Here is a 16,502-nt window from a genome sequence, read left to right as displayed (position 1 = left end):
GAATGGGGCTACTTACTAATTATAGCCTGTAATTCTGCCCCAATTGCGTGCTGACGCCAACCCACCATTAAGTCTGGTTGCGGCAAACGCTGCTGCTGTTGCGTTGAGTATTGCCAATGAAAGTTAATAAAATCATTAATTTGCTTGCGTGACGCCACCAGTGACGCAGGTATGTGTAAAGATTCAGCCAGTTCCGTAACGGCCTTTTTAATGGCCTTAAAAGTTGGCTTGTAGCCTTCCATATCGTCCAGACGTTCCAGCGTTTGCGGAAATTCAGACTCAGGCACTTGTTCGGCTTGCTGAATACAGCGAATAATATCGCGCCCCGAATACTTGCGTGACATGGGGGCTAAATCGGGAATGCGGCTTAGCTCGTCGTCATTTTTTGGCATTCTTCGGGCTAACTCGAGCAAGACACCGTCTTTGGCAATAAAGCCCAGCGGAATGTCGCGCTCACGCGCTTTGTGTAAACGCCAGGGCGTCAGAATTTTCAGCGCAGCCAATTGCCGCGGGTTCAGCTGCCAGGCATTGCCTACGCCCAAATAGAGCAGATCATCCGGCCAGCTTTGTGTGCGTTTACGCACCTGAATTTGCGACTCTTCGTACACAATATCCAGCACACCTTTTTCTTCACACAAAGCTTTAAGATACGGGTACATTATCGCCAGATAACTGGCATCGGCGGCAGCATAGTCTAACTGTTCATCGCTTAACGGACGCTTAAGCCAGTTGGTACGTGACAAGCTTTTGTCCAGCTCAACGCCGTCAAATAAGGCATCGACTAAACGTGCGTAGCCCATTGAGTCACCCAGGCCACAAAAACCGGCGGCTATCTGGCTATCAAAAATTTGTTTGGGTTGGCGGCCATTGCTTTGCTGAAAAAACAGTTCAATATCTTCGCCACCGGCATGCAATACGGTTTCGACTTCATCACAGGAAATCAATTGCCATAAAGGCTCTAGATCAATATCCGCCAACGGGTCAATAACAGCCGTTGTACCGTTAGCGTGAATTTGTAATAAGCCTAGCTGAGCGTAGTAAGTGCGTTCACGCACAAACTCAGAGTCAATAGCGAACCAACCGCATTTTACGGCCTGCTGGCAGAGATCTTGTAAATCATCAGTGGTGGTAACGAGCCGGTATTGTTGTACCGACTCGGGTAATTCTAACGGCAGAGTCAAGCGTCGTCCTCTTCATCGCGTAATTCACGGCGAATTATTTTGCCGACGTTGGATTTAGGCAATTCATCACGGAACTCAACCAGTTTAGGTACTTTGTAACCGGTCAGGTTTTCGCGCGAAAAGTCGATAACTTCACGTTCGGTCAGTGATTTATCTTTTGCCACAATGAAGACTTTTACCGCTTCACCAGACGATTCGTGCGGCACGCCTATGGCTGCCGACTCAAGAATTTTAGGATGGTCAGCTAGTACGTCTTCAATTTCGTTCGGATAAACATTAAAACCCGACACCAAAATCATGTCCTTTTTACGATCCACAATTTTGAAGTAACCACGCTCATCAACAGTGGCCATGTCCCCCGTTGCAAACCAACCGTCTTTAATTGATTCGGCTGTCGCATCAGGACGGTTCAGGTAACCCACCATAACTTGCGGGCCTTTCACTTCCAGCTCGCCCGGTTCACCTAAAGCCACTTCTTCGCGCGTTTCAGGGTCAACAATACGCATGTCGGTACTTGGTACCGGCAAACCAATACTGCCCGTGTAATGTTCAATATCGTAAGGGTTAACGGTAACCACCGGAGAACACTCGGTTAAACCATAACCTTCCAGCAAACGAGACTTGGTTACCCGCTCCCACTCTTCGGCCACTGCACGCTGAACCGCCATACCGCCGCCCAGGGCAATTTTTAAATTAGAGAAGTTAACGTCTTTAAAGCCTTTAGTGTTCAACAGACCATTAAACAGCGTGTTAACCCCTGAAATCATTGAGAAAGGATACTTATTCAGCTCTTTCACAAAGTTAGGCATATCGCGCGGGTTGGTAATTAAGACGTTCTTGCCGCCGTGCTTAATAAAGGTAAGGCAGTTCGCGGTTAACGCAAAGATATGATAAAGCGGCAACGCAGTAATAATGGTCTCTTCGCCGTCATTCATTATAGGAGTAATAACCGAGGAAACTTGCTCGAGGTTAGCAACCATATTGCGGTGCGACAGCATAGCGCCTTTGGCCACACCCGTTGTTCCACCGGTGTACTGTAAAAAGGCAATATCATCGCCGGTCACTTCAGGGCGTTTATAGTCAACCATAGTTCCTTTGGCCAGCGCCTGGTTAAAACTAACAGTACCTTTTAGCTTATGAGAAGGCACCATACGTTTTATATACTTAACCACAAAGTTAACCAGATAGCGTTTAAGCAAAGGTAACTGATCGCCAATTTGTGTGGTAATAACTAAATCGAGCGGAGCTTCTTCTTTTATTTTTTCATAGGTTTGAGCAAAGTTTTCTAAAATAACCAGAGCTTTTGCCTGAGAATCTACCAGCTGATGCTTTAACTCGCGCGGAGTATAAAGTGGGTTGACGTTCACTACAGTCATACCGGCTCGTAAAATACCGAATAACGCCACAGGGTATTGCAGCAAATTTGGCATCATAACCGCAACAGCGTCGCCTTTTTTAAGGCCGGTACTGTGCAAGTAAGCGGCAAAGTCGCGAGTTTTCAGACCCAGTTCTTTGAAACTCATTTCTGAGTCCATGTTTACGAAAGCCGTTTTCTCGCCGTACTTTTCAATGGACTGTTCAAGTATATCAACCAACGACGCAAAGTGATCCGGGTCAATTGTTTCCGGTACTCCCGCTGGGTAGTTTTCCAACCAAATTTTATCCATAAAAGGCTCCGCCTCTCACTATTTATAGTTATTTTCAGTGGCGCAATCATCGCATATCCGACCAGTTAATCCTAGTCGTTACCAGCCGCTAAACGTACGATTTAAGCAGTTCAGCTATTTTCTCAGGTTGTTCCATATGTACGTGATGTCCACCTTCCAATGTCTTGCAACTTAAGCCAGAAACTTTATCCTGCCATCGCTTAAATGCGCTATCTAACTGATCATAACCCCGGCTTCCCCGCACAACGGTCACTGGCATGGTCAACTTTTCAAACAAGTCATCCACTGCCGAACTCGGTAACCTGTAGGCCGATGTTGTTTTTACCCTGGCATCGGCTCGCCAGTGCCAGCGGCCATCTTCACCATGCTCGCAGCCACGCTCAACAATTAACCGGACTAAATTGGCTGAGAAGTCAGCCTGAGCGGCTCTGGCCTCTACCGCCGAGTCGAAATTCGCGTAGCTTCGCCAGCGTGGTGTGTGTAGTTTTTTGCGACTTAAAAAGCCCTGTTTCAATTGCTCCTGCGCATTCGTTCCGTCAGACACCAGTAACCCAAAGGCTTCAACTAATAGCAGTTGCTGAATACGCTCAGGACATAATGCTGCAACCACATTGCTGACAAAGCCCCCCATAGAGTGACCGAGCAAGGTTAAATTCTGCCAGTCCTGCTGTTGAATCAGCTGCCATAAGTCATAAGCATAGTCGATAAAATGATAATAGTTGCCCACCGGACGGTGATCACTGTGCCCGTGACCGGGCCAGTCAAGCGCTAAAAAACCACCTTTTTCAGGTGACCAGTACCGGGCTATAGGTAAAAAGCTGTGACTGTTGTCTAACCAACCATGAGTTGCAACAACTCTTATGTCGTTAGGATCGCCCCAGCACAACCCCCGAACGGAACCCCAGTCCAGCTGATAACTGACTGGGGTAGCCTGCTCTGCTGTTTCTCTATAATCCATTAAAGAACGAATTAGTTGCGGTTTTTAGCCGGAGTACCCGAGTTGTCCTGTACGCGAACGCGCACCGGAACCGGATAACGGTAAGGATAATAAGGCGAATAGAAGTTATGACGGAACCACAATGGCGAATAGTCAATTTCTACCTGGTTGTTTTGTTTTTCAATCTTCCACAAGTGATAACCCGTTGCTTCAATAACCGGGTAGGTATAAACGTATTCGTCAATTTTGCCCTGCTGGGTTTGACCTATCGTACCAACAAAACTGATTGACCGGCCTTGCTGATATACATCGGGATCAACAAAGTCATTAACTACCGCTAAAAAACGCCCGTCGCTGTTATCACTAACCTCAGGGCGTCCCCAGCGTTTTAGCGGGAAGCTGACAACTTCCAACACGGTATGATCTTCGGCGTTGCGAACATCGGCAATGACACCGCCCCAACGGGCTGGTTCACCGGCTACTTCATCGCCCTGATGCTTGGCAACCTTGTAACTCACCAAAGCCTCTTCATTATCAGTGGCAAGCTCATCCGGAACCGAAGTGCAACCAGCAAGCACCATTGCGCTTAATACTGCAAATATCATTTTCATAACAGACCTCACTCAGGCGTAAACATCAACACCAAACATTGACGTAATTTGCTCTCTTTTCTCGCTTAACGCTATGTTTTGATAAGCATTAAGTGCTTTTTGAGAACGTTGTGGTGGCTCATCGTAAAACGTATTAAGTGATTCCCACCGTTCTGCGCGCCGCTGACTTTGCCGGACATCAGGCACTACCTGCCGGGTATCAGCAACTTTCGCCGGGTTCTGCTCCTGACGTTGCTGATCTTCCGGCGCAGACCTTTGAGGTCCTTGCTGTTGGCTGTTTAGCGGCTGAACCGCTTGCGGATTAATTCGCACGTCAACGATGACTCATCTGTTAGTAAGACTGATTTTATTATGGCGAGTTCAGTGCCATTCTACAAGTTATCGACCCGGCAATTTTTTCCAGGTCACTTCATTACGAACATACAAAGGTTCTAAGTTCTCTGCATCGACCGCAGAAACACAACCTTTAGTTGCTATTGTCAGCATGTCTTCCGCCAGCGGTAACCGGCAATCCATGCTGTGCTTTAATTCCTGCTTAGGGTCCAGGGTACCGGCGTAGTTGTCCCAGCCAGTTCCCGCAGTATGAAAGCCCTGGACATTATGCTTTGCGAATAAACTGGCAGAGGGTTCAGCAACGGCGGGCTCCGTTATTTGTTCGGCAAGACCATTATTATTACGGTACAAGGCGTAATAAATTTCACCCATGCGCGCATCAATACAGGCCACAACCGCTTCTGCATTGTGTTTACGAATGGCTTGCTGCGCTAACGCATGCAGGCTACTGACCGGATATACTGGTAACTCGGCACTAAAAGCAAGACCCTGCGCCATGGATACCCCGATGCGTACACCGGTAAAACTGCCGGGCCCTACGCCAACGACCAGCCCGTCCAGCTGACTTAATTCGGTTTCTGCCTGCTGCAGCATTTGTTCAACAAAAGGCAGTAAACGCTGCGAGTGCTCCCGCGGGCTTTCTATTGCTTCGCTAAAGAAATTATCCTGCCAGCGAATAGCCACTGAGCAATTTTCAGTCGACGTATCAACTGCTAATAAGTTCGTCATTATTGGTTTCATCTTTCTCTGCAACCTGCGCTAAAAAACTCAGCGCTTCATTTAAATCCCGGGTTCGTGACATAGCAGGCAAGCTGGATAAAAATTGCTTACCGTATTGGCGCGTTACTAAACGACTGTCGCAAACAATTAACACACCGGAGTCGTCTTTATCGCGAATTAATCGTCCTGCGCCCTGTTTCAGCGCAATTATTGCCTGCGGTAATTGTATCGTGCTGAACGCATCGACACCACGCAAGCGGGCATCTTCAACACGCGCATTCAGCAAAGGGTCGTCCGGCGAGGCAAACGGCAGTTTGTCGATAATAACGCAACGCAAGGCTTCACCCCGCACATCTACCCCTTCCCAAAAGGAAGAAGTACCCAACAGCACGGCATTACCTTTTTTGGTGAAGGTTTCCAGTAACTCTGTTTTCCCGGACTCGCCCTGCACCAAAATGTCGCGATCCAGCCGATCGCGTAATATTGCAGCCATTTGCTGCAACATTCGGTGGCTGGTAAACAGCAGAAAAGTGCCGCCCCGGTTCACCTTAACGCACTGCTCCGCAATTTCGGTCAGCATCTGATGCCGGTTCGGGTCGTTCGCCTCGGGCAAATAACGCGGTAAACACAGCTTGGCCTGCTTCGCAAAGTCAAAGGGGCTTTCCAGCAACAAGGTATCGGCGTCATCTATGCCTAAACGCTTGGTAAAGTAGTCAAACTTACCGTTAACCGCCAAAGTAGCCGAGGTAAATACCCAGCTCATTTTGTTGCGCTTAATATAGCCACCGAAAGTCTTGGCAACGCTTAGCGGCGTTTGATGCAAGCTGACGTGACGGGGCGTCGTTTCAAACCAAAAACTGTAACCGGTACGGTCGACATCCATTAGTTGACGCCAAATATAAAGGTGCTGTTCAGCGCGTTCGTGTAAATTATCAAAATCTTTATTACGGCCTATAGCGGTTTTCATAACGTCGGTCAGCAGGGTTAAACGCTCCTGCACCCGTTCAGCCACCTCGGCAACGTCGGGCTTTTTGCGCCAGTCTCTCCAGTTGCCGCGCATAGGGTCCCGCGGAAACAACAAGCGCCAGTCTTTCAGCGTTTGCAATAACGTACGTGCCATTGCGCTGGCCTGCGACAAATCCTTCAGCTCGGTCATACACAAGCGCTGCAGTTCTTCGCACATTTCTGTCAGTTGCCGACTGGAAACCGTTTCGCCAAAGTACTGGCTGGCAATGTCCGGAATTTGATGAGCTTCGTCAAAGACCACCGTATCCACGCTGGGAATCAATTCACCAAAACCGGTGTCTTTTAGCGCCATATCGGCAAAGAAAAGATGATGGTTGACCACCACAATATCGGCTTCCATAGCTTCTTTGCGGGCTTTGACTAAGTGGCAGTCTTCGTACACCGGACAGTCCCGCCCCAGGCAGTTGTCCTGAGTGCTGGTTACCTGCGGTAATACCGAGGCGTCTTCTGCTAAGGCGTTCATCTCGCCTACGTCACCACTGCGTGTGGATGTCGCCCAGCGCTTTACCGTAATAAGCTGGTTTTGAATGTCTTTACTGAACTGTCCGGCCTGTTGGGTTGCCTGCTCCATGCGGTGCAGACACAAATAATTTGAACGGCCTTTTAATAAAGCGACAACTTTTTCCGGCGCCAGCACTTTTCTTAACATGGGTAAGTCGCGGTGGAACAGCTGTTCCTGCAGGTTTTTAGTGCCGGTAGAAACAATCGCTTTGCCTTTGCCCAGTAGCACAGGAGCCAAATACGCAAAAGTTTTGCCGGTGCCGGTCTCGGCTTCAACCACTAACTCACCTTTTTTCTTAACGGTAGCGGCTATGGCTTCTGCCATTTGCTGCTGAGCGGCTCGTGGCTGGAAGTTTGTAATTGCTTGTGCGAGCTCGCCTGTTGGCTTAAATACTGATAAAACCGTCGCCATAACCTATACCGCCGAAGAAATAGGCACGTATTATGACATAGATGTTTGCTCAGGCGTAGGTGTCTATATGTCCTGAAGATAAGGTTTCATCGTTATCAGCAACCTCTTCAACGTCCGTTTGAGCCGACGATTGTTGATGCTGATGCTGTTGGCTACTTTCTCTTTTTTGATCATCTTCGATGGTAGCCCCTTCGTCTTCATCTACAGCGTTGAGTTCGTGTATCTTCTCAATCTGGTTTATTTTCATCTGCTCACGGGCGAAGTCCACAGGCACGCGAGTGTCTTTGGGGATCAACGGAACCATTGCATCAAAGTTAGCCATTGTTGTTGTCTTTCGCCTCGCAGAGAATGAATTCTGTTATTTGACTATACAACCACTGGTTAAATAATAAGCTTATATCGACTAAATAACCAATAAGTTTACTCTTGCATTACATTTCTCAGCTGTTATAGTGCTATACAACTTTACGAAGTAAAACTATTTTTATTGGAGTGTTAATTATGCGTTTTGTTCACAGCCACCACCATCATCATTGGAACTGTATGGCCTAGCCGTGAACTTAATGTTTGGGCTAGCCGTATAAACGCTAGCCTTTCGATTGACTATACAACCCCCGAAAGGCATATACCTTCGGGGGTTTTTCATTTTAGGAGCTGTTATGACTGACCGTTTAACCATTGCGATACAGAAATCGGGACGACTGAGTAAAGAATCTATGGCATTGCTGAATGCCTGCGGTGTGAAATTTAGTGTTAACGAAGCACGCTTAATTGCGCACAGCACCAGTCACCCTATCGATTTGCTGCGCGTACGTGATGACGACATCCCGGGTCTGGTTATGGACGGCGTGGTTGATTTAGGCCTGGTTGGCGAAAACGTGCTGGAAGAAGCCCGGTTAGAGCGCATTGCAACCGATTCTGTCGCGGCCTATCAGCCATTACGCGGACTTGAGTTTGGTCAGTGCCGCTTGTCGCTGGCGGTGCCAAGAGAAAGCCAGTACCAGTCGCTACAAGATTTAGAGGGTTTAAGAGTCGCGACCACTTACCCGCAGTTGCTAAAGCGTTACCTGAAAGACAACGGCGTGAATGCGCGTACGGTTATGCTGACCGGTTCTGTGGAAGTTGCTCCCCGTGCGGGCCTTGCCGAAGCAATATGTGACTTAGTTTCCACCGGTGCTACGCTGGAAGCAAACGGGTTAGTCGAAAAAGACGTGATATTCCGTTCTCAGGCGCAGCTAATACAACGCGCTGACAGCCTGTCGGAAGAAAAACAAGCCATGATAGACCAGTTGCTGCCACGCATAGACGGCGTGCAAATGGCACGGGAAAGCAAATACATTATGCTGCACGCGCCAAAGAACAAATTAGAGCAGGTAGTAGAGCTATTACCCGGCGCAGAAACACCAACCATTTTGCCGCTTAGCCACACCGACGAGCAGGTTGCCGTGCACATGGTCAGCACCGAGAAGCTATTCTGGGAAACCATGGAAGATCTTAAATCTATGGGCTGCAGTTCAATACTTGTATTACCTATTGAAAAAATGATGGGGTGATCATGAGTGAATTACGGATACCCATTGAACAATGGCAGAGCCTGTCGTCAGCGGAGCAAGCTCAACGCTTAGCGCGCCCCGGACGGGCTCAGGCCGAATCTTTACGTGAAAAAGTCGCGGTAATTCTAAGTGACGTTCGTGATAACGGTGAGCGCGCGGTACTGAATTATACCCGCCAGTTCGATAACCCGGATGCGACCTCACTGCGAATGAGTGATGACCAGGTGGAATCCGCCGTTGCTAGTTTAGATGACAAAGTAAAACGCGCTATAGATACCGCGTATCAAACTATTTATCGCTTTCACGAAGCGCAACGTCCGCAGAATTTAAGCATTGAAACCGCGCCAGGCGTGCAGTGTGAATTGCGTTATGCGCCGTTAGACGCCGTCGGTTTATACATTCCCGGTGGCAGCGCAACCTTGCCCTCCACCGCATTAATGCTGGGTGTGCCCGCGCAAATTGCCGGGTGTCAGCGTGTGGTTATGGTCAGCCCGCCTAATAAACAGGGCGAATTACCAGCCGCCCTGCTCTACGCTGCAAAGCGTTGCGGCGTAACCGATATTCTGCTGTGTGGCGGCGCTCAGGCAATTGGCGCGCTGGCCTACGGCATAGAGTCATCGCCTGCTGTAGGTAAAGTCTTTGGCCCGGGTAACAGCTTTGTTACCGAAGCCAAGCAACAGGTTAGCCAGAATGACAGCGGCTGTGCCATGGATTTACCGGCAGGCCCCTCAGAGCTGTTGGTTATTGCTGATGACAGTGCAAACCCGGCTTATGTGGCGGCGGATTTACTCTCGCAGGTTGAGCACGGGCCGGACTCTCAGGTTATTTTGCTTACGCCGTCAATGACGGTCGCAGAAAACGTACGGCAGGAGCTGATGGCACAATGCGCTCAACTAAGTCGCGCCGATATTGCCGAGCAGGCCTTACAGGCCAGTCGTCTGCTGGTAGTTGCCGATATGAATGAAGCCATAGCCATTAGCGAAACCTATGCGCCCGAACACCTTTCTATTCAGACGGATAACGCGCGTGAGCTGCTGCCACAGTTAACCCGTGCAGGCTCTGTCTTTGTCGGACACTACACACCAGAGTCCGGCGGTGATTATGCCACCGGTACCAACCACGTTTTGCCAACGTATGGCTATGCCCGCAATTACAGCAGCCTTGGGCTGGTCGACTTCTACCGTCGTTATACGGTCCAGGAAGCCAGTCACGACGGACTACGCCAGTTAGCAGAAGCCATTACTACTTTGGCTGACGTTGAAGGTTTAGATGCGCACAAACGTGCTGTGACTATTCGTACGGAAACTAAAAGTACGGAGAGCAAACTATGAGCATTGTTGAGCAGTTACAGCGCCAGCACCTGAAACAGCTAACACCCTATGCCTCTGCACGGCGAAGTATGAGCGGTGGCAATATCTGGCTGAACGCTAACGAGTCTCCGTACAGTAACTCGTACACCGTTGATGACAGCAAACTTAACCGTTACCCGGAGTTTCAGTCTAAGCCGCTGAATCAGGCCTACGCTGAATACGCCGGAGTTGATGCCTCACAGGTGTTAAGCAGCCGAGGTTCGGATGAGGGTATCGAGTTACTGATACGAGCTTTTTGTGAGTCGGCGCAGGACAAGGTACTGATTTGCCCGCCCACTTACGGTATGTACGCTATTTCGGCTAAAACCTTTGCGGTTGGTGTTACTGAGGTTCCCTTACTAAATAGCAGAGAGGTGAACAACTGGCAGTTGGATACGGAGTCGGTTATAGAAGCTGCTGCTGAGTGCAAAGTCATCTTTCTCTGTTCGCCTTCAAACCCGCTGGGCAATGCGCTAAATACCGATGATATTGAACAGGTGCTGCAACACTCGCCACGTTCTATGGTGGTAGTTGATGAAGCCTATATTGAGTTCAGCTCTGGTGACAGCGTTGTCAGTTGGTTGCAACGTTATCCGAACTTGGTGGTGTTACGCACCTTATCGAAGGCCTTTGCTCTGGCCGGCATTCGCTGCGGTTTTTTGCTGGCGAATGACGACATTATTGAGTTACTGCAGAAAGTTCTGGCGCCGTACCCTTTGCCAGACCCGACAGTGCAAATTGCGGTTCAGGCTTTGCAGACAAGCTCGCTTGAACGGCTGCAGCAACAGGTAGCAACCTTATTAGCCGAGCGCGATCGGGTGCAAACAGCCTTAGAACAAACACCACTGACCCTGGTATCGGAAAGTGACACGAACTTTTTACTGTATCAGTGTGAAGATGCCGCTGGTTTAGTGAAATCACTTGCCGATAACGGCTTATTAATACGTAATCAGTCGGCGCAGCGGGGGCTGGAAAACGTTGTTCGCATAACCATTGGCAGCGCCGCCGAAAATGACGAACTGATTCAACAGTTGAAGGACTATTTTTCATGAGCCAGAAGCCTATTTTATTCATTGACCGTGACGGCACCCTGGTTGAAGAACCAGCCACTGACAAACAGCTGGACAGCGTTGAAAAGTTGGTGTTTGAACCGAACGTGGTACCGGCTTTGCTGAAACTGCAACAGGCGGGTTATCAGCTGGTGATGGTGTCCAACCAGGACGGTCTGGGTACAGACAGCTTTCCGCAGGCTGATTTTGACGCGCCACATAATTTGATGATGGCGGTGTTTGAGTCACAAGGCATTCGTTTTGACGATGTTTTGATCTGTCCTCACTTTGACAGTGATAACTGCAGCTGCCGTAAGCCTGCGCTTGGGCTGGTAAAGTCGTATCTGAAAGAAGGCCGTGTCGACTTTACCAACTCCTACGTTATTGGCGACCGTGAAACCGACCTGCAACTGGCAGAAAATATGGGTATTGAAGGTCTGCGTTACAGTCGTAGCGAACTCAACTGGGATGCCATTGTTCACCAATTACTGGACAACCCGCGTACAGCGTCGGTTACCCGCACCACACGGGAAACGGACATCAATATTAAGGTGGATTTAGACAGTCAGGCTCCGCGCGAATTTGATACCGGCATTGGCTTCTTTGACCACATGCTTGAGCAGATAGCCACACACGCCGGTTTCTCGCTTTCGGTTAAGGTTAAGGGTGACTTGCACATTGACGATCACCACACCATTGAAGACACGGCTCTGGCGTTGGGTCAGGCATTACGCTCAGCACTGGGCGACAAGCGCGGCATTGGTCGCTTTGGTTTTGCTCTGCCTATGGATGAATGCCGGGCGGAATGTCTCATCGATTTATCCGGACGCCCCTATTTGAAATGGGAAGCAGATTTCACCCGCGACAAAGTCGGCGAGTTATCCACCGAAATGGTCGAGCACTTCTTCCGCTCGTTAACCGACGCCATGGCAATGAGCTTGCACTTATCGACCACCGAGGGTAATACCCACCACCAGGTCGAAAGCCTGTTTAAGGTATTTGGCCGGGCACTGCGTCAGGCCATTACCAAAACCGGAGACCAACAGTTGCCTTCAAGTAAGGGGATGCTGGCATGAATGTGGTGATTGTCGATACCGAGTGTGCCAACCTGACATCTGTCCGCTTTGCGGTTGAACGTTTGGGCTACTCAGTGCTTATTACCGATGACGCGGAGCAAATACGCGGAGCTGACCGTGTGATCCTGCCCGGCGTCGGTACAGCTGTGGCGGCAATGCGTAACCTGAAGCGCAAGCAGCTGGTTCAGCCACTGTGTGAGTTAACGCAACCCGTGTTAGGCATTTGTCTGGGAATGCAGTTGCTAACCTCGCACTCAGAAGAGGGCAATGTGGGCTGCCTTAACCTAATTCCGGCTAAAACCAAACGCCTTCGCGACTATGGCCTTCCTTTGCCGCATATGGGCTGGAATACACTGCAGCCAACCGCAGACAACCCGCTGGTCGAACGCAGCGACAGTTACTGCTATTTCGTGCACAGTTTCGCCGTAGCAGTGGACGAATACACTATTGCCAGCAGCGAGTACGGTGAGCGCTTTGCCTCTATGATACGCCACAACAACTATTTCGGTGCGCAGTTTCACCCTGAGCGTTCAGGTAAGACTGGCGAAGCTCTGCTGAAACGTTTTTTGGAGTTAACATTATGCTGATACCTGCCCTGGATTTAATTGACGGCAAAGTGGTACGCCTGTATCAGGGCGACTTCGCGCAAAAAACCGAGTTTGATTTAACCCCGCTGGGGCAGGCTCAGCTCTATGCAGAAGCAGGCGCCGAGTGGCTGCACCTGGTTGATTTGGATGGCGCTAAAGACCCGGACAAGCGCCAGCAACAACTGCTGGCTAAACTAGCCTCAGATTCCGGTATGAAGTGTCAGGCTGGCGGCGGAATTCGTACAACCGAGGATTTGGAAGCCTTGTTTGACGCCGGTATTGAGCGTGCCGTCATTGGTTCCACCGCGGTTAATAACCCGGACAGAGTAAAACAATGGTTGCAGACCTACGGCGGCGAAAAAATTGTACTGGCGCTGGATGTGAATATTGATCAGAGTGGCAATGCCATGGTCGCTACCCACGGCTGGCAACAGGCCAGCACGCATACACTGGATGACATTCTCAACCGTTACCTGGATTTAGGCTGCCGTCATGTACTGTGCACCGATATCAGTAAAGATGGCACCATGACCGGCACCAATGTTGAGCTTTATAAGCGCTACAAAGCACTTTATCCGCAAGTGATCTGGCAGGCGTCCGGTGGCGTCAGTTGCTTAGACGATCTTAAAGATTTAAAAGCCGTAAACTGTGACTCGGTTATATTGGGTAAGTCGTTACTTACCGGTGCTTTCACTATGCAGGAGGCATTAGCATGCTGGCAAAACGCGTAATACCCTGCCTGGACGTTCGCGACGGGCAAGTAGTAAAAGGGGTTAAGTTCCGTAACCATGAAATTATTGGTGATATTCTGCCTCTGGCAAAACGCTATGCAGAAAGTGGCGCTGACGAGTTGGTGTTTTACGACATTACCGCATCGGCAGACGGCCGTACGGTGGATAAGTCCTGGGTTGAGCGGGTTGCCCGGGAAATCAACATTCCTTTTACCGTTGCCGGCGGTATTCGTTCGGTTGAGCACGCACAGACCATGCTTTCTATGGGCGCAGACAAAATCTCCATTAACTCGCCTGCCCTGCTTAATCCCAATTTAATTAATACCCTGGTGGAGGAATTTGGCCAGCAGTGCATTGTTATTGGTATCGACAGTTTCTATAACGAACAGTCCGGTGAATACGAAGTGCATCAGTTTACCGGCGACGAGAGCAAGTCGCAGAAATCAACATGGCAGACCAAAGACTGGTTGCAGGAAGTCATTTCCCGTGGGGCCGGTGAAATTGTGTTGAATTGCATGAATCAGGACGGCGTGCGTCAAGGTTACGATATTGCACAACTGTCGGCATTGCGCGAACATTGCTCTGTGCCTTTAATTGCGTCCGGTGGTGCCGGTGAAATTCAGCATTTTGTTGATGCCTTTCAAAAGGCGCAGGTGGATGGTGCACTTGCGGCTTCGGTGTTTCACAAAAACCTATTCAGTATCAGCGAAGTGAAAGCCGCAATGGCAGCCAATAATATTGCAGTTCGCCCCATTGAAGCGCTTCAGGAGACGACATGAAAATTGATTTGAATAACATAAACCAGTTGGCCTGGGAGAAAATGTCAGGTTTACTGCCCTGCACAGTACAACACGCTCTAACCGGTGAAGTGTTAATGCAGGCCTATATGAGTACAGAAGCCATTAAGGAAAGCTTAGCAAGCGGTAAAACCACTTTTTATAGCCGCAGTAAAGAACGTTTATGGACTAAAGGCGAAAGCTCAAACAACTACCTCCGGCTTGAGGGCATCTATTCGGACTGTGATTATGACGCATTACTGGTTCAGGCTATACCCGATGGCCCTACCTGCCATTTAGGTAACCGCAGTTGTTTTGCCGAGGCACCTAAACCCTTGCTGCATGAGCTTGACTCGCTCATTGCCAGCCGTAAAGGCGCAGATACCAACGAAAGTTACACTGCCAGCCTATTTTCTAAGGGATTAAAACGTGTGGCTCAAAAAGTTGGGGAAGAAGGCGTGGAAGTCGCTCTGGCAGCGGCAACTGCCGATAAAGACGAGCTGGCTAATGAAAGCGCCGACTTACTCTACCACTTGCTGGTTGCGCTACGGGCCAATGAGCTTAGCCTGGACGATGTGCTGGAGGTATTAGCGAAGCGCCGCGGTTAAGCGGCGCTGTTTAACTGCTCACGAAAATGCTTACGCTCGTATCGGCGGGATACGCGGCGTAGGCGCAATGACAAGAGTACCGCTGCGACACTTAGGCCACTAATAAAGCCAATCCAGAAACCTGCCGCGCCCATGGCTGGCACAACCCAGTCGGTCAGCCCCAGAATATAACCAACGGTTAAGCCAAATGGCCAGTACGAAATAAAGGCCAATATCATTGGGTATTTAGTGTCTTTGTAGCCACGCAGAGTGCCAATAGAAATGGCCTGGAAGGTGTCCGACACAGTGAAAATAGCCGCCAGTCCCATCAGCGTCGCTGCCAGATTAATAATATCCTTATCAGGAGTGTAAAGGCTGGCTAACCAACCACCACCCAGATACATAATTAAACCGTTAACGCCCGCAAACACACCACCAAACAGCATCGCGAGTTTAAAGCTCAACATGGCGTTTTTCGGATTACCCGCACCCAGCGCAAAGCCAACCCGTAAAGTCACCGCCATAGAGATACTCAGCGGCACCATATACACTAACGAACTTATGTTCAGTGCAATTTGATGAGCAGAAACCACAGTCGGCCCCAGCGGCGCAATTAATAACGCCACAGCAGCAAACAGACTGACCTCGAAAAAGAGCGACATCGAAATAGGGAAACCGATACGGATAACGTAGGTAACGTCGTCCCAGTTAGGTCGATACCAGCGCCGGAGCAGACGTAACCGCTTGTAACGTTTGGCGGTAAAGGTATAAACAACCATTGAAAGCGCCATACCCCACAACACAATGGCTGTCGCCAGGCCACAGCCAGCGCCACCCAGCTCCGGCATGCCAAACTTGCCGTAAACAAAAATGTAGTTTGCCGGAATATTTATCAATAGCCCGATAAAACCAATGATCAGCGACGGCATTGTGTTCGACAAGCCCTCACAAAAGTTTCTCAGTACCGCGTAAATAACAAAGCCCGGTATGCCCCAGGAGATGTAAAACAAATAATCCAGAGTAATGGCGCGAAAGTCGTCTTCAACTTCCATGATGTCCAGCAACCATGGCGCTGATGACATACCCAGTAACGTGATAACACCAACAATGGCGCAAGCATAGAACCCCTGCTGCAATATGTTAGCGACACGCCGGTGCGAATTTGACCCGTCCAGGTGAGAGATAATGGGCGCTAATGCCAGCGCCAGACCAAACACCAATAAAGTTGCCGGCACAAAAATACTGCCGCCGACAGACACAGCGGCCAAATCAACCGCGCCTTTACGCCCGGCCATGACCGTATCCACGACACTCATTAACATTTGAGTTAACTGAGCCACCAGAATAGGGCCGGTCAGTTTAGCCAGCTTATTAAATTCGCCTTTATTATTCGTCCACCAGTTCAC

Annotated in this window: 17 protein-coding genes; 8 read left to right on the top strand and 9 right to left on the bottom strand. The window is 49.6% G+C overall.

The window, feature by feature from the left end:
• Positions 1–8: 8 nt before the first annotated feature.
• The 8 genes from rnd to ACP7H9_RS11790 all read right to left on the bottom strand — a co-directional run bounded on the left by rnd (position 9) and on the right by ACP7H9_RS11790 (position 7,710).
• Positions 9–1,181: a ribonuclease D gene (rnd, locus tag ACP7H9_RS11825; protein ID WP_439222811.1), complete on the bottom strand. Its 1,173-nt coding sequence runs from the start codon at positions 1,179–1,181 to the stop codon at positions 9–11.
• Entirely contained in the window at positions 1,178–2,848 is a 1,671-nt protein-coding gene (fadD, locus tag ACP7H9_RS11820) for a long-chain-fatty-acid--CoA ligase FadD (protein WP_439222810.1), read from the bottom strand. The genes rnd and fadD overlap by 4 nt, the downstream gene beginning before the upstream one ends.
• Positions 2,849–2,936: 88 nt before the next feature.
• On the bottom strand, positions 2,937–3,806 hold the full coding sequence (locus ACP7H9_RS11815; RefSeq protein ID WP_114981987.1) for an alpha/beta fold hydrolase: 870 nt from the start codon (positions 3,804–3,806) through the stop codon (positions 2,937–2,939).
• Between the two features lie 11 nt (positions 3,807–3,817).
• Positions 3,818–4,396, bottom strand: coding sequence for a Slp family lipoprotein (locus ACP7H9_RS11810; protein WP_011235061.1), 579 nt, complete (start codon positions 4,394–4,396; stop codon positions 3,818–3,820).
• A gap of 12 nt (positions 4,397–4,408) precedes the next feature.
• Positions 4,409–4,708: a hypothetical protein gene (locus ACP7H9_RS11805; protein WP_114981988.1), complete on the bottom strand. Its 300-nt coding sequence runs from the start codon at positions 4,706–4,708 to the stop codon at positions 4,409–4,411.
• Positions 4,709–4,774: 66 nt separating this feature from the next.
• Positions 4,775–5,458 (bottom strand): tRNA (adenosine(37)-N6)-threonylcarbamoyltransferase complex dimerization subunit type 1 TsaB, encoded by a 684-nt coding sequence (gene tsaB / locus ACP7H9_RS11800; RefSeq protein WP_114981989.1) that lies wholly within the window; start codon positions 5,456–5,458, stop codon positions 4,775–4,777.
• Complete coding sequence (locus ACP7H9_RS11795) at positions 5,436–7,388, bottom strand: ATP-dependent DNA helicase (protein WP_114981990.1); 1,953 nt, start codon at positions 7,386–7,388, stop codon at positions 5,436–5,438. The genes tsaB and ACP7H9_RS11795 overlap by 23 nt, the downstream gene beginning before the upstream one ends.
• Before the next feature lie 49 nt (positions 7,389–7,437).
• Complete coding sequence (locus ACP7H9_RS11790) at positions 7,438–7,710, bottom strand: hypothetical protein (RefSeq protein ID WP_114981991.1); 273 nt, start codon at positions 7,708–7,710, stop codon at positions 7,438–7,440.
• Between the two features lie 337 nt (positions 7,711–8,047).
• On the opposite strand from ACP7H9_RS11790, the gene hisG reads away from it, so the two are divergent.
• The 8 genes from hisG to hisIE are packed head-to-tail and all read left to right on the top strand — an operon-like array spanning position 8,048 to position 15,117.
• Positions 8,048–8,941, top strand: a complete 894-nt coding sequence (hisG, locus tag ACP7H9_RS11785; RefSeq protein WP_114981992.1) for an ATP phosphoribosyltransferase — start codon at positions 8,048–8,050, stop codon at positions 8,939–8,941.
• 2 nt (positions 8,942–8,943) lie between these two features.
• The gene (hisD, locus tag ACP7H9_RS11780; RefSeq protein WP_114981993.1) at positions 8,944–10,272 is read left to right on the top strand and encodes a histidinol dehydrogenase; all 1,329 of its coding nucleotides are present in this window, start codon (positions 8,944–8,946) and stop codon (positions 10,270–10,272) included.
• Positions 10,269–11,342: a histidinol-phosphate transaminase gene (hisC, locus tag ACP7H9_RS11775; protein WP_114981994.1), complete on the top strand. Its 1,074-nt coding sequence runs from the start codon at positions 10,269–10,271 to the stop codon at positions 11,340–11,342. Before hisD ends, hisC begins: the two co-directional genes overlap by 4 nt.
• Positions 11,339–12,415: a bifunctional histidinol-phosphatase/imidazoleglycerol-phosphate dehydratase HisB gene (gene hisB / locus ACP7H9_RS11770; RefSeq protein ID WP_110014266.1), complete on the top strand. Its 1,077-nt coding sequence runs from the start codon at positions 11,339–11,341 to the stop codon at positions 12,413–12,415. Before hisC ends, hisB begins: the two co-directional genes overlap by 4 nt.
• Positions 12,412–13,002 (top strand): imidazole glycerol phosphate synthase subunit HisH, encoded by a 591-nt coding sequence (gene hisH / locus ACP7H9_RS11765; RefSeq protein WP_114981995.1) that lies wholly within the window; start codon positions 12,412–12,414, stop codon positions 13,000–13,002. The genes hisB and hisH overlap by 4 nt, the downstream gene beginning before the upstream one ends.
• The gene (gene hisA / locus ACP7H9_RS11760; RefSeq protein WP_114981996.1) at positions 12,996–13,733 is read left to right on the top strand and encodes a 1-(5-phosphoribosyl)-5-[(5-phosphoribosylamino)methylideneamino]imidazole-4-carboxamide isomerase; all 738 of its coding nucleotides are present in this window, start codon (positions 12,996–12,998) and stop codon (positions 13,731–13,733) included. Before hisH ends, hisA begins: the two co-directional genes overlap by 7 nt.
• Positions 13,715–14,512, top strand: coding sequence for an imidazole glycerol phosphate synthase subunit HisF (gene hisF, locus ACP7H9_RS11755; protein ID WP_114981997.1), 798 nt, complete (start codon positions 13,715–13,717; stop codon positions 14,510–14,512). Before hisA ends, hisF begins: the two co-directional genes overlap by 19 nt.
• Positions 14,509–15,117, top strand: coding sequence for a bifunctional phosphoribosyl-AMP cyclohydrolase/phosphoribosyl-ATP diphosphatase HisIE (gene hisIE / locus ACP7H9_RS11750; protein WP_114981998.1), 609 nt, complete (start codon positions 14,509–14,511; stop codon positions 15,115–15,117). The genes hisF and hisIE overlap by 4 nt, the downstream gene beginning before the upstream one ends.
• On the opposite strand, the gene ACP7H9_RS11745 is transcribed toward hisIE, so the two are convergent.
• Complete coding sequence (locus tag ACP7H9_RS11745; RefSeq protein WP_114981999.1) at positions 15,114–16,502, bottom strand: MATE family efflux transporter; 1,389 nt, start codon at positions 16,500–16,502, stop codon at positions 15,114–15,116. The two genes, hisIE and ACP7H9_RS11745, sit on opposite strands and share 4 nt — an antisense overlap.

Origin of the sequence: Idiomarina sp. ST20R2A10, from assembly GCF_051842345.1 — a bacterium.
In the GTDB taxonomy this organism is placed as follows: domain Bacteria; phylum Pseudomonadota; class Gammaproteobacteria; order Enterobacterales; family Alteromonadaceae; genus Idiomarina; species Idiomarina loihiensis.
This window is presented reverse-complemented; position numbering and strand designations above follow the sequence as displayed.